Source organism: Streptomyces cyaneofuscatus (genome assembly GCF_000718135.1).
Classification (GTDB): Bacteria; Actinomycetota; Actinomycetes; order Streptomycetales; family Streptomycetaceae; genus Streptomyces; species Streptomyces cyaneofuscatus.
This window is the reverse complement of the sequence record NZ_JOEM01000005.1, coordinates 470,639-488,838: the sequence shown is the minus strand read 5'-3', so window position 1 is coordinate 488,838 and position 18,200 is coordinate 470,639. Positions and strand designations below refer to the sequence as shown.

The window sequence follows — 18,200 nt, the reverse complement described above, 5'->3', positions numbered from 1 at the left end:
CTAGGGCGGAGCCCTGCGGGCGTCGGGGTTGTCGTCGCCCACCCGTAGACTTCATCCGTGGCTGGCAGGATCAACGACGACGACGTGAAGGCGGTACGGGACGCGGTCCCGATCGACTCCGTCGTGTCCGAATACCTCCAGCTGCGCAGCGCGGGCGGCGGAAACCTCAAGGGACTCTGCCCCTTCCACGACGAGAAGTCCCCCTCCTTCCAGGTCAGTCCCGGCAAGGGCCTGTTCCATTGCTTCGGCTGCCAGGAGGGCGGCGACACCATCGCGTTCGTGATGAAGATCGACCACCTCTCCTTCTCGGAGACGGTCGAGCGCCTCGCCGCCAAGGCGGGCATCACCCTGCGGTACGAGGAGGGCGGCTACAACCCCTCCCACCAGCGCGGCGAACGCATCCGGCTGATCGAGGCCCACCAGGCCGCCGCCGACTTCTACGTCCGCGCGCTGGAGAGCCCCGAGGCCGAGATCGGCCGGAAGTTCCTCGCCGAGCGCGGCTTCGACCAGGACGCCGCGACCCACTTCCGCGTCGGCTACAGCCCGGCCGGCTGGGACCACCTCACCCGCTATCTGCGCGGCAAGGGCTTCAGCGACAAGGAGCTGATCACCTCCGGCCTCTCCCAGGACGGCCGCCGCGGCCCCATCGACCGCTTCCGCGGCCGGCTGATGTGGCCGATCAGCGACACCGCCGGGGAGATCGTCGGCTTCGGCGCCCGCAAGCTCCGCGACGACGACAACGGCCCGAAGTACCTGAACACCCCCGAGACCCCGATCTACAAGAAGTCCCAGGTGCTGTACGGCATCGACCTGGCCAAGAAGGACATCGCCAAGGCCAGCCGGGCCGTCGTCGTCGAGGGGTACACCGACGTCATGGCCTGCCATCTCGCCGGGGTCACCACCGCCATCGCCACCTGTGGCACCGCCTTCGGCAACGACCACATCAAGATCCTGCGCCGCCTCCTGATGGACAACGGCAGCGCCCGCGTGATCTTCACCTTCGACGGCGACTCGGCCGGTCAGAAGGCCGCGCTGCGCGCCTTCGAGGACGACCAGAAGTTCGCCGCCGAGACGTACATCGCCATCGCCCCGGACGGCATGGACCCGTGCGACCTGCGGCTCGCCAAGGGCGACGACGCCGTACGCGACCTGGTCGAGCCGCGCACCCCGCTCTTCGAGTTCGCGCTGCGCCAGATCGTCGGCCGGTACGACCTGGAGACCCCGGCGGGCCGGGCGGCCGCGCTCGACGAGGCCGCGGCTGTGGTCGCCAAGATCAAGACCAGCAGTGTGCAGCGTGAGGTGGCGGTCCAGCTCGCCGGATTCGTCGGCATCCTGGACCAGGAGTTCGTGGTCCGCCGCGTCGCCCAGCTCGCCCGCTGGGCCCGTGACAAGGGCGGCGACGGGCGGGGCGACCCACGCGGCGGCCGCGGACCGGGCGGCCCCCAGGACCGGCGCGGCGGCACCCCCCAGCAGCCCGTCCAGACCCCCGCCGCCCCCTCCGGCCCCGCGCTCAACCTCCGCAGCCCCGCCCACCGCACCGAGCGCGAGCTCCTCAAGCTCGCCCTCCAGAAGCCCGCCCTGGTCTCCCCGGCCTTCGACGCGTACGGCGCGGACGAGTTCACCGCCCCGCCCTACGCGGCGGTGCGCCAGTGCATCGCGGAGGCGGGCGGCGCCGAGCGGGGCCTCGGCGACAACCGCGAGTATCTGGTCGCCGTGATGGACGCGGCCCCCAACAACACCGTCCGCTCCCTCGTCACCGAGCTGGCCGTCGAGGTCTTCATGGGCCGGACGATCGACGAGACGTACGCCGGTATGCAGCTCGTCCACGTCCGGCTGCGCGCCGTCGACCGCCGGATCAACGAGGTGCAGGGCAGCCTCGCCCGCCTCGGCAGCAACGTGGCCCCCGACGACCTGGCGGCCGCGCAGAACGAGGTCTGGGTGCTCCAGCAGTACGCCCAGTCCTTGCGGGCGAAGGGCGCCGACGCCCTCTGAGCGCGTACCGGTCCCTCCGGGACGGACCTCGGGAGCAGTAACCGGCCGGTGACCGACCGGAATCAAAAAGTCCCCGCACGCCCCTCGTGGCAACCCTGTGCCGTGCCCCACACTGGGGCTGCCAGAGTCATCCGGCAGCGATCACCTGGAGGTCGCCCCCGTGCAGACCCGGACCGTGTCGACCACGACCGAGCACATGTCGGCGATTCCCGTGCAGAACCGGGCCGTCCACCACCCGGAGAGCCGTCCGGAGGATCTCCCGGAGACCGCGGCCCACCCGCGAGCGAGCGCACCCGAGGCCGTCATGGAGGAAGCGGAGCACGCCCCCGAACCCCGCGAGGCGCGGAGCCGGACGGACAGCGGCGGCCCCACCTCCGATCTCTTCCGGCAGTACCTCCGCGAGATCGGCCGCATCCCGCTGCTCACCGCCGCCGACGAGGTCGAGCTGGCCCGCCGCGTGGAGGCCGGGCTCTTCGCCGAGGAGCGCCTCGCCAACACCCCGGACCTGGACTCCCGGCTCGCCGGCGACCTGGACCGGCTCGTGGTCATGGGCCGCACTGCCAAGCGCCGGCTCATCGAGGCCAACCTCCGCCTGGTCGTCTCCGTCGCCAAGCGGTACGTGGGCCGGGGCCTGACCATGCTCGACCTGGTCCAGGAGGGGAACCTCGGCCTGATCCGGGCGGTGGAGAAGTTCGACTACGCCCGGGGCTACAAGTTCTCCACGTACGCGACCTGGTGGATCCGCCAGGCCATGTCCCGCGCCCTGGCCGACCAGGCCCGTACGATCCGCGTCCCCGTCCATGTCGTGGAGCTGATCAACCGCGTGGTCCGCGTCCAGCGCCGGATGCTCCAGGAGCGCGGGTACGAGCCGACCGCCGAAGAGGTCGCCGCCCAGCTCGACCTGACCCCGGAGCGGGTCACCGAAGTCCTGCGCCTGGCCCAGGAGCCGGTCTCCCTGCACGCCCCCGTCGGCGAGGAGGACGACGTCTCCTTCGGCGACCTCATCGAGGACGGCGACGCCGCCTCACCCGTCGAGTCCGCTGCCTTCCTCCTCCTGCGCGAACACCTGGAGGCGGTCCTCTCCACCCTCGGCGAGCGCGAACGCAAGGTCGTTCAGCTCCGCTACGGCCTGGACGACGGGCGGCCCCGCACCCTGGAGGAGATAGGACGGATCTTCGGCGTGACGCGCGAACGCATACGCCAGATCGAGTCCAAAACCCTCAGCAGGCTGCGGGACCACGCCTTCGCCGACCAACTCCGCGGCTACCTCGACTGATCCCGGCTAGGCACCCCGGCCTCAGTCCACCTCCGCCAGCGCCTCCGCGAACTGCGCGGCGTACAACCGGGCATAGGCCCCGCCCGCCGCCAACAGCTCGTCATGCGTGCCCTGTTCCACGATCGACCCGCTCTCCATCACCAGGATCACGTCCGCGTCCCGGATCGTGGAGAGCCGGTGCGCGATCACGAACGACGTACGCCCGTGGGCCAGGCGCGCCATCGCCTTCTGGATCAGCACCTCGGTCCGGGTGTCCACCGAGCTGGTCGCCTCGTCCAGGACCAGGATCACCGGGTCGGAGAGGAACGCCCGGGCGATGGTGATCAGCTGCTTCTCGCCCGCGCTGACCCCGGAACCCTCGTCGTCGATCACCGAGTCGTACCCGTCGGGCAGCGTCCGGATGAAGCGATCGGCGTGCGCCGCCCGGGCCGCCTCCTCGATCTCTTCCCGGCTGACCTCGCGCGCAGCGCCGTACGCGATGTTCTCGGCTATCGACCCGCCGAACAGCCAGGTGTCCTGGAGCACCATGCCGATCCGCGACCGCAGATCGTCCCGGGACATCGTCGCCACATCGACCCCGTCGAGCGCTATCCGCCCGCCGGTCACCTCGTAGAACCGCATCAGCAGATTGACCAGCGTGGTCTTGCCCGCGCCTGTCGGACCGACGATCGCGACCGTCTGCCCCGGCTCCACGCTCAGCGACAGATCCTCGATGAGCGGCTTCTCCGCCTCGTAACGGAAGGAGACCTTCTCCAGCGAGACCCGCCCGGTCAGCTCCTTCGGAAGCTCACCGCGCTCCGGGTCCGGACCCTGCTCCTCCGCGTCCAGCAGCTCGAAGACCCGCTCGGCCGACGCGATGCCGGACTGCACCAGGTTGGCCATCGAGGCGACCTGCGTCAGCGGCATCGAGAACTGCCGCGAATACTGGATGAACGCCTGCACGTCACCGATCGACAGCGTGCCCGACGCGACCCGCAGACCACCGACGACGGCCACCAGCACATAGTTGATGTTCGAGATGAAGAACATCAGCGGCTGCATCAGCCCGCTGGCGAACTGCGCCTTGAACCCGGCCTCGTACAGCGCGTCGTTCTGCTCCGCGAAGTCCCGCGCGGACTCCTCCTGCCGCCCGAAGACCTTCACCAGGGTGTGCCCGGTGTACATCTCCTCGATATGGGCGTTGAGCTTCCCCGTCACCCGCCACTGCTGCACGAACTGCGGCTGCGACCGCTTGCCGACCTGCGTCGCCACGACCACCGACAGCGGGATCGTCACCAGCGCCACCAGGGCCAGCAGCGGCGAGATCCAGACCATCATGATCAGTACGCCGACGATGGTCAGCAGGGAGTTGATGAGCTGCCCCATCGTCTGCTGGAGCGTCTGCGAGATGTTGTCGATGTCGTTGGTCGCCCGGCTCAGCACCTCACCGCGCTTGGCCCGGTCGAAGTACGACAGCGGCAGCCGCGCGAGCTTCGTCTGGAGGTCCTCCCGCAGCTGGAAGACGATCCGGTTGATCACCCGGATCGACAGCCGCGTGGCGACCAGCATCAGCGCCCCGGCGGCGATGTAGATCACCAGCACCGCCAGCAGAACACCGCCCACCGCACCGAAGTCGATGCCCTGCCCCGGGGTGAAGTCCACCCCCGAGAGCATGTCGGCCATCGATCCGCTGCCCTCCGCGCGCAGCCCCTCGATCGCCTCCGCCTTCGTCGTGCCCGCCTGCATCTGCCGGCCGACCACCCCGGCGAAGATCAGGTCGGTCGCCTTCCCGAGGATCTTCGGCCCGGCCACCGACAGCGCCACGCTGGCCGTCACCGCGCCCAGCATCAGCCAGAGCGAGGCCTTCTCCAGGCCGAACCGTCTCAGCAGCCGCTTGCTCGACCCCTTGAAATCCATCGATCGCTCGGTGGGCGCGCCCCCGGCCATCATCCGTCCGCCCGGACCGGCCATTACGCGGCCTCCGCTTCCGTCAGCTGGGAGAGCACGATCTCCCGGTACGTTTCATTGCCGTCCATCAACTCGTGATGGCTGCCGCTGCCCACGACCCGCCCCTCGTCCAGCACCAGGATCCGGTCGGCGTCGCGGATGGTGGAGACGCGCTGCGCCACGATCACCACGGTCGCCCCGGCCGTCTCGCGCGCCAGCGCCGCCCGCAGCGCGGCGTCGGTCGCGTAGTCCAGCGCCGAGAACGAGTCGTCGAAGAGATAGATCTCCGGCCGCTGCACCAGCGTCCGGGCGATGGCGAGCCGCTGCCGCTGACCGCCCGACACATTGGTGCCGCCCTGCGCGATCGGCGCGTCGAGCCCGTGCTCGAGCCCCTCCACGAACCCCTTGGCCTGCGCCACCTCCAGCGCGTGCCACAGCTCCTCGTCACTCGCGTCGGGATTCCCGTACCGCAGGTTCGTCGCGACCGTCCCCGAGAAGAGGTACGGCTTCTGCGGCACCAGGCTCACCGTCTTCGCCAGCAGCACCGGATCGAGCGTCCGCACGTCCTCGCCGTCGACCAGCACCTCGCCGTCCGTCACATCGAACAGCCGGGGTACGAGACCGAGCAGCGTGGACTTCCCGCTGCCGGTCGACCCGATGATCGCGGTGGTCTCCCCGGGGCTCGCCACCAGATCCACGGCCCGCAGCACCGGCTCCTCGGCACCCGGGTACCGGAACTCCGCGCCCCGCACCTCGAGATGCCCATGCCGGCGCAGCTCGGTGACGGGCGCGGTGGGCGGCACGACGCTCGACTCCGTACCGAGCACCTCCTCGATGCGCTCGGCGCACACCTCGGCGCGCGGCACCATCATGAACATGAAGGTGGCCATCATCACGGCCATCACGATCTGCATCAGATAGGCGAGGAACGCGGTCAGCGCACCGATCTGCATCCCGCCGCTGTCGATGCGGTGCGCGCCGAACCACACCACCGCGACGGACGACAGGTTGACCACCGTCATCACGGTCGGGAACATCAGCGCCATCAGCCGCCCGGTCGCCACCGACACATCGGTCAGCTCGGTGTTGGCCCCCCGGAACCGCTTCTCCTCGTAACCGTCACGGACGAACGCGCGGATCACCCGGTTACCGGTGATCTGCTCGCGCAGCACCCGGTTCACGGTGTCCAGCCGCTCCTGCATCGTCCGGAACAGCGGCCGCATCTTCACCACGATGATGCTCACCGAGATCCCGAGCACCGGCACCACCGCCAGCAGCACGGCCGAGAGCGGGACGTCCTGCCCGAGCGCCATGATGATGCCGCCGACACACATGATCGGCGCCGACACCATCAGCGTGAACGCCATCAGCACCAGCATCTGGACCTGCTGGACGTCATTGGTGGTCCGGGTGATCAGCGAGGGTGCCCCGAAGCGCCCCAGCTCCCGGGCCGAGAACGACTGCACCCGGTCGAAGACGGCTCCCCGCACGTCCCGGCCCAGCGCCGACGCGGTGCGGGCCCCGTAGAAGACGGCCCCCACATTGCAGAGCACCTGGAGAACGCTGACGGCGATCATGAGACCGCCGAACTCCAGGATGTAGCCGGTATCGCCCCGGACGACACCGTTGTCAATGATGTCCGCGTTCAGGCTGGGCAGATACAGGGTCGCGCAGGTCTGGAGCAGCTGGAGGAGGACCAGCAGCGCGATGGGTTTCTTGTACGGGCTCAGGTGGGCCCGCAGGAGTTTTATGAGCACGCGTGTCTCTCGGAGTCGGCGAAGGGCAGAGGCCGACCAAGTTTCGCGTACGCCGTACTCCAGGGCGAACCCTTTTCCCCAAACTCCGGTCAAGGCTGGGGCGGGTCCCGTCCTCCTACTGGCCGCCACCGAAGGCGCCGGGATGGATCTGATCCCGCGTCGCCCCGTACTGCTGACGCACCGCCCGCCCGACCGCGAGCTCCTCGCCCGGCTCCAGCACCTGGGCGGAGGCGCCCTGCCAGGCCGGGGGAGTGCGCGGGTCGAGGGTGCCCTGCGAGACCCCGAGCGCCCACGCCGCCTGCCGGGCCGCGCCGAGCGCCGCGTACTGGGCGGGCTGCGGTACGACGACCTGCGTGCCGAACACCGCCGGGGCCAGCGCCTGTACGGCGGGCAGCTCGGCGGCCGCACCCAGCAGGAAGACGCGCCGCACCTCCACCCCCCGCCCGCGCAGGACGTCCAGGGCGTCGGCCAGTGAGCAGAGCATCCCCTCGAACGCGGCCCGCGCCAGGTGCTCCGGCCTCATCGACTCACGCCGCAGCCCGCTGAGGGTGCCGGCGGTGTGCGGGAGCTGCGGGGTGCGCTCGCCCTCCAGGTACGGCAGCAGTACGAGCCCGGAGGCGCCCGGCGTGGACTTCAGGGCCAGCGCCGACAACTCCTCCAGCCCGTCCAGGCCGAGCATCTCGGTGGTCCCGCGCAACGCGCGTACGGCATTGGACACATGCACCACCGGCAGATGCATCCCGGTGGCGTCGGCGAAGGAGGTGATCATGCCGTGCGGGTCGGCGAGCGCCTCGTGGTGCACCGCCATGACGGAGCCGGAGGCCCCCAGCGACACCACCGCGTCGCCGACGGCGACCCCGAGCCCGAAGGCCGCGGCCATGGTCTCGCCGGTCCCCGCGGAGATCAGGAGCCCCTCGGGCGTGGTCCCGGCGGAGTCGGCGGGGCCGAGCACCTCGGGCAGGGCGGCGGGGTGGCCGAGCGCGAGCTCCACCAGATCGGGCCGGTAGGCGGCGGACCCGGCCGACCAGTAACCGGTCCCCGATGCGGCGCCCCGGTCCGTGGTCCGCCGGGCGGGCCGCCCCAGCAACTGCCACACGAGCCAGTCGTGCGGCTGCATCACGGCGGCGACCCGCTGGGCGTTCTCCGGCTCGGTCCGCGCCAGCCACCGCAGCTTCGCCACGGGCTGCGAGGCCTGAGGTACGGCCCCGACCGCCTCGGCCCAGGCCTGCCGGCCCCCGAGCGCGTCGACGAGATCGGCCGCGGCGACCTGCGCCCGCCGGTCGTTGCCGAGCAGCGCGGGACGCACGAGGTTGCCCTGCCGGTCCAGCGGGACGAGCCCGTGCTGCTGGGCGGAGACACCGATGGCCTGCACTCCTTCGAGCAGCCCGCCGGAGGCCGCCTCACCGAGGGAGAGCAGCCAGGCCTGCGGATCGACCTCGGAGGCCTTGGCCTCGACCGGGTGGGCGGCATACCCCTCCCGGAGCACGGCGCCCGAGTCCGTGTCGCAGACGACGATGTGAGTGAAGGCGGAAGAACTGTCCAGCCCCGCGACTATGCCCATAGGGAGATTCTGCCGCACCGCGGGACTTTCCCGTAACAGCCGCCTTGTGCGACGGGCTTCCTAGGTGTTGGTCGTCCCCCAGTCGTCCTCGGCGCCGCCGTTCTGGCTGCTGCGCTCCTTCAGCGACCGGACGCGCTCGGCGACGGAGGCGGGCACCTTGTCCCCGACCTTGTCGCTGACCGAGTGGTACGCCTTCCCGGCGATGTCCCGGCCGCTGTGCGCGGCACTCTCGGCGGCGTTGCGCACGGCGGGGTTCTCCGTGAACTGCCGGGCCGACTTCTTCAACTGCTCGTAACGCTCGCGCCCGGCTCGCGTGCCGAGCACGTAACCGAGGGCCACTCCGGCGATGAACGTGAGCCGGTACCGCATGGCTGCCACCCTTCCTACGCTTGGTACGACGTGTGCAGCCCGCCTACCCGCGAGCACCCGAGATCACCCCGGGCGATACCGATTGGCGGAGCACCCCCCTGCTTGCGCTAATGTATGTGTCGCAGCGAACGCGCGCCGCCCGGCAGCCGCCAGGCAGGTACGATTTCGAAGCAACGCAGCAATCCCCTGTAGCTCAATTGGCAGAGCAGCCGGCTGTTAACCGGCAGGTTACTGGTTCGAGTCCAGTCGGGGGAGCGCGATCCCCTGTAGCTCAATTGGCAGAGCATTCGGCTGTTAACCGGAGGGTTACTGGTTCGAGTCCAGTCGGGGGAGCGGAACGGAAGAGGACCCTTCGGGGTCCTCTTTCGCGTGCCCGGCCGATGCCGCTCCGGGACCCCCGAAGGACCCCGGAACGACTCTTTCGGGTCTTCTTGATCTCCCCTGCAACCGGGCAGCACACAGCGCCGTCCTCAAGATCAGGCGAAGTCGACCATCCGAAGCGAGAGATCGTATGACCGGCTATGCTGCGGCAGACGGTGCGCACACTTGTACGCGCCACGCCGAGACGGGGCGGTAGCTCAGCCGGTTAGAGCAGCGGACTCATAATCCGTCGGCCGTGGGTTCGAGTCCCACCCGCCCCACCGAGTGACCCCAGGCAGAATCGTTCTGACCTGGGGATCGGTGTTTCAAGGGGCTGCCCGGCAGAATCCCTTCATGGACCAAGAACCGGGTCATTCCTTCAACCGACGCGTCCGCCTCCTCATCGAGGTTCCCAACCAACCGGACGAGACCGCACTGGTCGAGGAGTTGCTCACGGCCCAGGGGTGGCCCGTGCGGGAGGCGACCGTCGAGGAGCGGGCCTCCATAGCCTTTCCCCGTACCGGGAGGATCGTCGAGGTACGACTGCGGGGTGCGCGCAGAGGAGCGCGCCAGGCCGCGGTGCGGAGGGTGGAGTCGCTGGCCTCCCGGGCCAAGGCACCGCTCCGGGTGCGGCAGTCGGTCCTGCTGGAGCACCCGAGGGAGCGCCGGACGCTCTACCGGACCCGCCTGCGTCCGCCGGACCAGGGGACCTTCGCGGCCCGGCGGCTGCTCCGCCTCGTACGGCAGATCGACGGTTCGCACGATCAGCGTGCGCTGTCCCTGCCCGGTCCGCCCGACCGGGCGCGTGCCCTGAACGAGCTGGGAGCGAGCCGGCTGGGTGGACGGCCCTTCGATCCCGAGCGGGAGGAGCTGACCGGTCCACCCGACCTGCCGGGCGACGCGGTCCCGCCCGATCCGTGGCTCGACCCCGAGACGCCTGGTGGCCTCTGGTCGTTGGCGCTCACCGTGGTCGGAGTCCTCCTGAGCATGCTGGTCTGTCTGGCCGTCGGCGGGCTCATCCAGGCGCTCGACACACCTTGGCGGTGGCTGGGCCTCGTGCCCGTGGCAGGCGCGGCGGTGGCAAGTGCGGCACTCATCGCCGCAACACCCCCGCGCCGCCCATGGCCGCTCGCTCTGCTCGGCAGCGCCGCGGTGGGTGCGGTGCTGGTCTACGCCGGCCATCAGCTGCTCGCCGTCACGGACGAGACCGGCGGCACCATCGTGCTGAGGGCGGTGATCATGCCTCTGTTCGGGCTCCTGGCCCTGGCCGTCGGGTACGGCGTCTACCGGTCGCTGGTGCCCTCGTGGTTCAGCCGGCACGCCAACTGGCTGGTGCCCGCGCTCCTGGCACCCCTGCTGCTGCTCCTGCCCTGGTTCGGCCGGCTGCTCTACACGGTCTACCTGACCATGGGGTTCGGGATCCCGGTGGAATCGGTGCCCGTGACGACGTACTCGATGATGTACGCGGCGCTGAAGCCGATGGCCGTAGCGGCGGGCTTTGCCTTGTTCTTCGTCGGCGTGGCCGGATGGGCCCGTCACCTCCATTGGGGCCGGATACCCGGTGAGTCGTCCCCGACCTTCCTCCTTTGGCTGTCCGCGTTGCAGTACATCGTCACCGCACTCCTCTTCGGAGTGCTCTCCGCCGGATCCGCATGGGGGGATGCCGTGGGCGCGGTGCGCGAGGGCCGGACGCCGCCCGGGTATTACGGACTGCGGGGCACTCTGATGTGCGTGGAGCCGAAGGGGCCGGAGATCCCGGTCTACAACGGGCCGCTCGTCACCGATCGCCCCGTCGTCACCTTCGGCGCCTCCGGCGAGCGCGTCTGGCTCTGGGCCCCGTCCCGGCAGGGAAGCGGGTCCGACCAGGGCAGGGCCATGAGCGTGCGGCTGGAGGATGTGACGCTGACGCGGCCCGCCGCGGCGAAGGACCGAGACTGTCGCGACGGAGGGTGACCCGCGCCCCGGAGCCCGTCGGACCCGCCGCAACAGGCCGTGGCTACCATCCCCTGTGACCGAAACCAGCGAACCACCTGTACACCGCACGCGGATATTCGCCGACCTCACCCCGCTGCGGTCCTCGCCCGACTACCGGCGGCTCTGGTTCGGCAACACCGTGTCCTGGATCGGGCAGGGCATGACGGCCCTCGCCGTGTCGCTCCAGGTGTACGACATCACCGGCTCCGCGTTCTCCGTGGGACTCATCGGGTTCTGTTCGCTCGTGCCGCTCGTGGTGTTCGGGCTCTACGGCGGTGCCGTCGCCGACACCGTCGACCGGCGCAAGCTCGGGCTGTTCAGCGCGGCGGGGTCGTTCTCCCTGGCCCTCGTCCTGATGGCCGCCACCTTCGCGGGCATCCAGAACGTCGGCCTGCTGTACGCGATCGTCGCCCTCCAGGCCGTCTGCTTCGCGCTCAACGCCCCCGCCCGCTCCTCGATGGTCGCCCGGCTGCTACCGCCTGAACAGCTCCCCGCCGCCAACGCGTTGAGCTCCATGACCAGCACGACCGGCGCGCTCATCGGGCCGATGCTGGGCGGGCTGATCGTCGGCTGGTGGGGGTACCGCGCCGCGTACACCGTCGACGCCCTCACCTTCACCGCCTCCCTCTACGCGATGTGGCGGCTGCCCTCGATGCTGCCCGACCGGGAGGACCGGGAGGGCAGCGGGGCGCGCAAACGGGCCTCCGTACTGGACGGGCTGCGGTTCCTGGGAGGCCGGCCCAACCTCCGGATGACCTTCCTGACCGACCTGTGCGCCATGGTCCTCGCCCACCCCCGGGCGCTCTTCCCGGTCGTCGCCATCGTCTGGTACGGAGGTGACGCCCGGACCACCGGCATGCTCGTCGCCGCCCCCGCGCTCGGGGCGCTCCTCGGCGGGGTGTTCTCCGGCTGGCTCGGCCGTGTACGGCTGCACGGCCTCGCCGTCCTGCTGGCCGTCGGCAGCTGGGGCGCCGCCATCGCCGTCTTCGGGCTCACCCGGCACCTCTGGCTCGGGCTGCTCTTCCTGGCGCTCGCCGGGTGCGCCGACACCGTCTCCATGGTCTTCCGCAACACCATGCTCCAGGCGGCCGTCCCCGACGAGATGCGCGGCCGGCTCCAGGGCGTGTTCATCGTCGTCGTCGCGGGCGGGCCCCGGCTCGGCGACTTCCTGGCCGGTTCGGTCGCCGACCTCGCCTCGCCCGCCGTGGCCGTCGTCGGCGGAGGTGTCGCGTGTGTCGTCGCCGTCTCTCTGCTCGCCCTGAAGTGGCGCGGTTTCGCCCGCTACGACGCCCGGGACCCGCAGCCGTAGGACCTAGGTGTATTGATCACGAGCGTTGTTGACACGGGCCGGGCTTGATCATGGCGAAGGCCTCCGTTTGTGGTGGAGGTGTCGAATCTTCACCGCACGGAGGCCTTCATGTCCCACGGTAATGCCCGGCTGACCGTTTTCGGGAGGAATCTGCTGGTCGAACGTGTCTGCTCCGGCCGGCCGGTCGCGCATGTCGCGGCCGAGATGGGCATCTCACGAGCAACGGCCCATAAGTGGCTGCGCCGCTGGCGGACCGAGGGCGAGGCAGGCCTCGCCGACCGCTCCAGCAGGCCCCTGCGCACACCGCACCGGACCCCGGCGGAGATCGAGGCACGTATCTGCAGGCTGCGGACCGACCGCAAGCTCGGACCGGCCCGGATCGGCCCGGCCCTGGGACTGCCCACCTCGACCGTGCACCGCGTTCTGACCCGTCACCGGCTGAACCGGCTCTCCTGGCTCGACCGCCCGACCGGGACCGTGATCCGCCGCTACGAACGCGACCGCCCCGGAGAACTGATCCACATCGATGTGAAGAAGCTCGGCCGGATTCCCGACGGCGGTGGCCACCGGGCCCTGGGCCGCCAGGCCGGCCGGGCCACCCGCAGCAACGTCGGCTTTGATTACGTCCACTCCGCCGTCGACGACCACTCCCGCCTCGCTTACAGCGAGATCCACCCCGACGAGAAGGTCACGACCTGCGCAGGCTTCCTCACCCGCGCGGCCGCCTTCTTCCGCGCACACGGCATCCCGCGCATCGAACGCGTGCTCACGGACAACGCCTGGGCCTACCGCAAGGGCCTGGCCTGGAAAGCCGCCCTGGCCGACCTCGGCGCGACCGGCAAGCTCACCCGCGCTTACCGGCCACAGACCACGCCCGAATCGCTCCGCGATGAGGACGTTCCAGCGCCTTGCGATGCACCGCACCAGACGCCGCGGCCTATCCGGCCCTGATCCGCCGGACACGCCCTAGGCCTCGGCCTTCGCGCCCGCCGGGACGCCGGGACGCGACGCCGTCAGGCCGTGTATCCGCCGTCCACCGCCAGCGACGTGCCGGTGATCCACTGCGCGTCCGGGCCCGCCAGGAAGGCCACGGCGTTCGCGGTGTCCGCCCCGGCCCCCAGAACCTTCGCGGCCGTCCGCAGGCGCTCCTCCTCGGCCTCGTCCGTACCCTCCGGGTTCATGTCGGTGACCGTGGGACCGGGGTCCACGATGTTCGCCGTGATCCCCTTGGGCGCCAGGTCGTGCGCCAGGCCCTTGGTGAAGCCGATCAGCGCCGACTTGCTCATCGCGTACAGCGTCACGTTCGGCACGGGGACGCGGGTGGCCCAGCAGCTCCCGATGCTGATGACGCGCCCGCCGTGTCCCATGTGGGGAACGGCGGCCTGGGTGGCGAGGAAGACCGCCCGCACATGGACGGCGAGCGTGCGGTCGATCTCGGCCAGGGTCACGTCCTCGACCGGGCCGTACGGGAAGATCCCGGCGTTGTTCACCAGGATGTCGAGCCGCCCGAACGCGCCCGCCGCCTCCGCGACCGAGCGCACGACGGCCTCCGGGTCCGCGCTGTCGGCCCGGATGGCCAGGCCTCTGCGCCCCGACGCCTCGACCGCCGCCACGACCTCCTTCGCCCGGTCGGCCGCGCTCACATAGGTCAGCGCCACATCGGCGCCCTCCTCGGCCAGCCGGAGGGTGATCGCGGCGCCTATCCCGCGGCTCCCCCCGGTCACCAGCGCCACCTTGCCCGCTAATCGAGGCATGTCGTTCCTTCCATGTCGTTCCTTCCGCTGCCACGTTGAGCTATTTTTAGGTTGGACGATCCAGAAATACTAAACAGGTGGGGTGGGTGCGAGGCAACCCCCCTAGGAGGAGGCGGAGATGGCCGAAAAAGGGCGGCCGCGCGCGTTCGACCGCGCCACGGCGCTGCGTGGTGCCATGGAGGCGTTCTGGGAGTCCGGGTACGAGGGCACCAAGCTCACCGATCTGACCGCCGCCATGGGCATCAACTCCGCCAGCCTCTACAACGCCTTCGGCTCGAAGGAAGAGTTGTTCCGTGAGGCCGTGGCCCTCTACGGCGCCACCGCGGGCTCGGCGACCGGCCGCGCCCTGCGGGAGGAGCCGACGGCCCGGGGCGCCGTCGAGGCCATGCTGCGCGGCAACATCGACACGTTCGCCGACCCCGCCACCCCCACCGGCTGCATGATCGTCCTCGCCGCCGCCAGCTGCTCCCAGCAGAACCGGGAGGTCGCCGGGTACCTGGCCGAGTGCCGCAGGGCGGCGGTCGCGGAGCTGGAAGCCCGGCTGGAACGGGCCGTCAGGGAAGGGGAGTTGGGGCCGGATGTTGACGTCCCCTCCGTCGCCGCCTTCTACGCGACCATCCTGCACGGACTCTCCGTCGAGGCGCGCGACGGCGTGTCCCTGGAGCGCCTCGGCGCCACCGTGGACCGCGCCGTCGCCCTGTGGGACTCCCTGGTGGGGACGGCGGCGGCCCCACAGCCGTGAGTGCCTTCCTGCCCTGCCTTACGTGACGATCGAGCGGGCGATCCCCAGCTCCACCAGGTCCTGCGGGCGCAGGCGGAGCTGGTCTGCGGTGGCTCCCGTCTCGGACGGCGCGCGCTTGAGGATCGCCGCCGCCGGCTCGGGGGCGATGACGGAGAAGTAACTGTCCGCCGTGACATGGGTGTTGCCCGGTGCCGCGAGGGCCAGCGCACCACCCGAGCCGCCCTCGCCGATCACCAGCGTCGTCACCGGGACCCGGGCCGCCGCGATCGCCGCGAAGGTGTCCGCGATGGCCGCGCCCGCGCCCGCCCGTTCCGCCTCGGCGTCGTTGGCGGCGCCCGGGGTGTCGACCAGGGTGAGGACGGGGACGCCGAGCCGGTCCGCGAGCCGGATCGTGCGGGCCGCCGCGCGGTACCCGGCCGGGCGGGTCGGGGTCCCGCACTGGGCGACGTACGCGACCGGCTGCCCGTCCGCCCGGAGCCCGAAGCCGGTCAGCAGCCCGGGGTCCGTACCGCCGCACCTGTCCCCGTGGAGGGGGAGCCGTACGGTGAAGTAGTCGGCCAAGTACGCCTCCGCGCGCGGGCGTTGCGCGGCGCGGGCCCGCTCCACCGCCTCCCGGCCGCTCGCCGGCAGCCCGGAGGGGGAGGACGGCTGGGCGCGGGGGAGGGGGGCGGCGGACGGGGGTGCCTCGTGTGCCTCACGCGGTCCCAGCGCCCGCAGCCACCGCCCCACCGTCCCCCGCAGCTCCCCGGCCGGGACCACCGCGTCCACCTGGCCCGCCGCGAACTGGCCCTCGGCGCCGTACGCGTACGGATCCGCGTCCGGCGGCCTTACCCGGGACCCGGCGAACCCGACCTGGGCGCCCGGCAGGGCCAGCACCACATCCGCGCCCGCCCCCACCGTGGCCCAGCCGCCGCCGGTCGTGGGGTCGCGGACCACGGCGATCTGCGGGAGCCCCGCCGCCCGCAGCCGGGTGGAGGCTGCCGCCACGCGTTGGAGCTGGGTGAGCGCGACCATGCCCTCCTGCATCCGGCTGCCGCCCGTGGCGACGAGCGCGAGCAGCGGGAGCCGCCGGGACAGCGCGAGTTCGTACGCGGCTTCCAGGCGGTCGCCCGTCAGCTGGCCCAACGAGCCGCCCAGGAAGCCGAATTCGAAGGAGAGGAGCACGCACGCGCGGTCTCCGACGACCCCGGTGCCGTACACCACGGACTCTTCCTCGCCGGTCCGGGCCGAGGCACGTTCCCGCGCCGCGTCGTACCCCGCCCAGCCGAGCGGGCCGTCCGGCGGCAGGGTGCGCGGCGGCGGGCGGTGCTCGGTGAAGCCCGCACCACCCGTGAGCAGCGCGATCGCCTCCCGGGCCGTCATGCGCGAGGACGGGTCAGCGGGCATGGAGCGACCTCTTCATGATCTTCCCCAGGTCGTTACGGGGCAGCGCGTCCAGGAAGTGCACGGTGCGCGGACGCTTGTGCGGGGCCAGCTGGCCCGCCACATGGTCCGCCAACTCTTCGGCCCGGGGCGGAGAGTCCGGGTCGGCCGCGACCACCCACGCCACGACCCGCTCGCCCAGGTCCGGGTCCGCCTCGCCGGTCACGGCCGCCTCCCGGACGCCGGGGTGGCCGAGGAGCACGTTCTCGATCTCGCCCGCGCCGATCTTGTAGCCGCCGCTCTTGATCAGGTCGGTGGCCTTGCGCCCGACGATCGTGACGTACCCGTCCCCGTCCACCGTGCCGACGTCGCCCGTACGGAACCAGCCGTCGGCCGTGTGCGCGGCGGCCGTGGCGTCGGGCCGGTTCAGGTAGCCGGTGAACAGGTTCGGGCCGCGCACCTGGATCTCGCCGATCGCCTCCGGCCCCTCCAGCACTGTGCCGTCCTCCTCCACCAGGCGCAGCTCCACCCCGGCGAGCGGCGGGCCGACCGTCCCCGGGCGCGGTACGCCGTCCGCCCGGATCCCCGTGCTCATCAGGGTCTCCGTCATCCCGTACCGCTCGATCACGCGCCGCCCGGTCGCCGCCGCGATGCGCTCGTGGTCATGGACGGGGAGCGCCGCCGAACCGGAGACCAGCAGCCGTGCCCCGGCCAGCGCCCCGGCCAACTCCCCCCGTTCGGCGCCACCCGCCGACGCGTCCAGCACCTCGGCCAGCCGGTGGTACATCGTCGGTACGCCGAACAGCATCGTGCCCCCGGACCCCAGCTCCCGGGCCACCCCCTCCGTGGAGAACTTCCCCAGGTGGCGCAGGGAGCCGCCCCGCCGCAACGGGCCGAGCACGCCCAGGATCAGCCCGTGGACGTGGAACAGCGGCAGCGCGTGGACCAGGACGTCGTCGCCGGTCCACCCCCAGGCGTCCTCCAGCGCGTCCAGCGACGCGGCGATGGCCCGGCGGGGCAGCACGGCCCCCTTGGGCGGGCCGGTGGTGCCGGAGGTGTAGACGATCAGGGCCGGGGCCTCGTCGGCCGCCTCGCCCGGTCCGTACCCCTCCGGAGCCTCGGACGACGTCGCCCGCGCGTCCACCGTCACCCGCCGCAGCTTCTCCAGCGCCGGAGGCGGCGCGTCGTCCGGGCCCGCCAGCACGGCGGTGGGCTCGCTGTCGGCCAGGATGTGCGCCAACTCGGCTTCGCCCGTACGGGGGTTGAGCGGCACGGCCGGCACTCCGGCCCGCAGCGCCGCCACCACCGCGATCACCGTCTCCGCCGTCGGGGTGGCCCAGACGGCGACCCGGCCCGCGTCCGCGATCCGGGCGGCGAGAGCGGTGGAGGCGGCGGCCAGCTCGCCGTAGGTCAGGGAGAGGGCACCGAAGCGGACGGCCTCCCGGGAGGCTGCCGGGCCGGTGGGGGACTGGAGCGCAGGAAGAAGGAGGGTCACGCCGGGAAGCCTAGGGCGTCGGCGCGGGACTCGCCGGGACCCGGAGACCGATGAGGGCAGCGTCACCCCAGGTCGGGCTTTCGACAAGCCCCGGGTCGGGCTTCCGGAGGGCCGGCCCCGTCCGCCACATGGCTGCACGGAGCATCGAACCGCAATTTCGACACAGCATTGACAAATTAATTTTGCGTTGCCAGCATGCAAAAAGCTTGCTTAGTAAGGGAGTTGGAGCGCTCTCCAGAAGGAAAAAGCTGCCCGCAGCCGAGCGCCCGAGTGCCCCCTGCACGTCGCAAAGCGCGACCGCGCCTTGCCTGACATACCCCACG

Annotated in this window: 13 protein-coding genes and 3 tRNA genes; 9 read left to right on the top strand and 7 right to left on the bottom strand. The window is 71.4% G+C overall.

The genetic code is table 11. The features are described from left to right. Positions 1–57: 57 nt before the first annotated feature. Both dnaG and IF17_RS0111295 read left to right on the top strand, forming a co-directional pair. A complete protein-coding gene (gene dnaG, locus IF17_RS0111300) occupies positions 58–1,992 on the top strand; it encodes a DNA primase (RefSeq protein ID WP_030564741.1) in 1,935 nt (644 codons plus the stop codon). A 160-nt stretch (positions 1,993–2,152) separates the two neighbouring features. Then, entirely contained in the window at positions 2,153–3,268 is a 1,116-nt protein-coding gene (locus IF17_RS0111295) for an RNA polymerase sigma factor (protein WP_030564739.1), read from the top strand. Between the two features lie 21 nt (positions 3,269–3,289). On the opposite strand, the gene IF17_RS0111290 is transcribed toward IF17_RS0111295, so the two are convergent. From IF17_RS0111290 to IF17_RS0111275, 4 genes are all read right to left on the bottom strand, one after another. Continuing rightward, a complete protein-coding gene (locus IF17_RS0111290; RefSeq protein ID WP_030564737.1) occupies positions 3,290–5,218 on the bottom strand; it encodes an ABC transporter ATP-binding protein in 1,929 nt (642 codons plus the stop codon). Continuing rightward, complete coding sequence (locus IF17_RS0111285; RefSeq protein WP_030564735.1) at positions 5,218–6,951, bottom strand: ABC transporter ATP-binding protein; 1,734 nt, start codon at positions 6,949–6,951, stop codon at positions 5,218–5,220. The genes IF17_RS0111290 and IF17_RS0111285 overlap by 1 nt, the downstream gene beginning before the upstream one ends. 115 nt (positions 6,952–7,066) lie before the next feature. Continuing rightward, the gene (locus IF17_RS0111280) at positions 7,067–8,512 is read right to left on the bottom strand and encodes an FGGY family carbohydrate kinase (RefSeq protein WP_030564733.1); all 1,446 of its coding nucleotides are present in this window, start codon (positions 8,510–8,512) and stop codon (positions 7,067–7,069) included. A 60-nt stretch (positions 8,513–8,572) separates the two neighbouring features. Continuing rightward, the gene (locus IF17_RS0111275; protein ID WP_030564731.1) at positions 8,573–8,881 is read right to left on the bottom strand and encodes a hypothetical protein; all 309 of its coding nucleotides are present in this window, start codon (positions 8,879–8,881) and stop codon (positions 8,573–8,575) included. A 182-nt stretch (positions 8,882–9,063) separates the two neighbouring features. Here IF17_RS0111275 and IF17_RS0111270 point away from each other — a divergent pair. The 6 genes from IF17_RS0111270 (at position 9,064) to IF17_RS0111245 (ending at position 13,475) form a co-directional block, all read left to right on the top strand. Beyond that, positions 9,064–9,136 (top strand) — tRNA-Asn (locus IF17_RS0111270). 5 nt (positions 9,137–9,141) lie between these two features. Beyond that, positions 9,142–9,214 (top strand) — tRNA-Asn (locus tag IF17_RS0111265). A 234-nt stretch (positions 9,215–9,448) separates the two neighbouring features. Beyond that, positions 9,449–9,522, top strand: a tRNA-Ile gene (locus IF17_RS0111260). A 73-nt stretch (positions 9,523–9,595) separates the two neighbouring features. Next, a complete protein-coding gene (locus tag IF17_RS0111255; RefSeq protein ID WP_030564729.1) occupies positions 9,596–11,194 on the top strand; it encodes a hypothetical protein in 1,599 nt (532 codons plus the stop codon). A 55-nt stretch (positions 11,195–11,249) separates the two neighbouring features. Continuing rightward, on the top strand, positions 11,250–12,524 hold the full coding sequence (locus IF17_RS0111250) for an MFS transporter (RefSeq protein WP_030564728.1): 1,275 nt from the start codon (positions 11,250–11,252) through the stop codon (positions 12,522–12,524). A gap of 108 nt (positions 12,525–12,632) precedes the next feature. Continuing rightward, positions 12,633–13,475 carry an IS481 family transposase gene (locus tag IF17_RS0111245; RefSeq protein ID WP_244890453.1) on the top strand — a complete coding sequence of 281 codons (843 nt, stop codon included), beginning with the start codon at positions 12,633–12,635 and terminating at the stop codon, positions 13,473–13,475. Between the two features lie 62 nt (positions 13,476–13,537). Here IF17_RS0111245 and IF17_RS0111240 read toward each other — a convergent pair whose 3' ends face one another. Next, the gene (locus tag IF17_RS0111240; protein WP_030564724.1) at positions 13,538–14,278 is read right to left on the bottom strand and encodes an SDR family NAD(P)-dependent oxidoreductase; all 741 of its coding nucleotides are present in this window, start codon (positions 14,276–14,278) and stop codon (positions 13,538–13,540) included. 118 nt (positions 14,279–14,396) lie between these two features. On the opposite strand from IF17_RS0111240, the gene IF17_RS0111235 reads away from it, so the two are divergent. Continuing rightward, entirely contained in the window at positions 14,397–15,020 is a 624-nt protein-coding gene (locus tag IF17_RS0111235) for a TetR/AcrR family transcriptional regulator (protein WP_030564722.1), read from the top strand. Between the two features lie 18 nt (positions 15,021–15,038). Here the strand turns inward: IF17_RS0111235 and IF17_RS0111230 are convergent, their stop codons facing one another. Both IF17_RS0111230 and IF17_RS0111225 read right to left on the bottom strand, forming a co-directional pair. Continuing rightward, positions 15,039–16,406: a carboxyl transferase domain-containing protein gene (locus IF17_RS0111230; protein WP_030564721.1), complete on the bottom strand. Its 1,368-nt coding sequence runs from the start codon at positions 16,404–16,406 to the stop codon at positions 15,039–15,041. Beyond that, entirely contained in the window at positions 16,396–17,877 is a 1,482-nt protein-coding gene (locus tag IF17_RS0111225; RefSeq protein WP_030564718.1) for an acyl-CoA synthetase, read from the bottom strand. Before IF17_RS0111225 ends, IF17_RS0111230 begins: the two co-directional genes overlap by 11 nt. Between the last annotated feature and the right edge of the window lie 323 nt (positions 17,878–18,200).

What these genes read in the sequence shown, in the direction of transcription:
- IF17_RS0111290 (WP_030564737.1), bottom strand. Translation starts at nt 5,218, where the DNA reads ATGGCCGGTCCGGGCGGACGGATGATGGCCGGGGGCGCGCCCACCGAG.
- IF17_RS0111280 (WP_030564733.1), bottom strand. Translation starts at nt 8,512, where the DNA reads ATGGGCATAGTCGCGGGGCTGGACAGTTCTTCCGCCTTCACTCACATC.
- IF17_RS0111275 (WP_030564731.1), bottom strand. Translation starts at nt 8,881, where the DNA reads ATGCGGTACCGGCTCACGTTCATCGCCGGAGTGGCCCTCGGTTACGTG.
- IF17_RS0111255 (WP_030564729.1), top strand. Translation starts at nt 9,596, where the DNA reads ATGGACCAAGAACCGGGTCATTCCTTCAACCGACGCGTCCGCCTCCTC.
- IF17_RS0111245 (WP_244890453.1), top strand. Translation starts at nt 12,633, where the DNA reads ATGTCCCACGGTAATGCCCGGCTGACCGTTTTCGGGAGGAATCTGCTG.
- IF17_RS0111240 (WP_030564724.1), bottom strand. Translation starts at nt 14,278, where the DNA reads ATGCCTCGATTAGCGGGCAAGGTGGCGCTGGTGACCGGGGGGAGCCGC.
- IF17_RS0111235 (WP_030564722.1), top strand. Translation starts at nt 14,397, where the DNA reads ATGGCCGAAAAAGGGCGGCCGCGCGCGTTCGACCGCGCCACGGCGCTG.
- IF17_RS0111230 (WP_030564721.1), bottom strand. Translation starts at nt 16,406, where the DNA reads ATGCCCGCTGACCCGTCCTCGCGCATGACGGCCCGGGAGGCGATCGCG.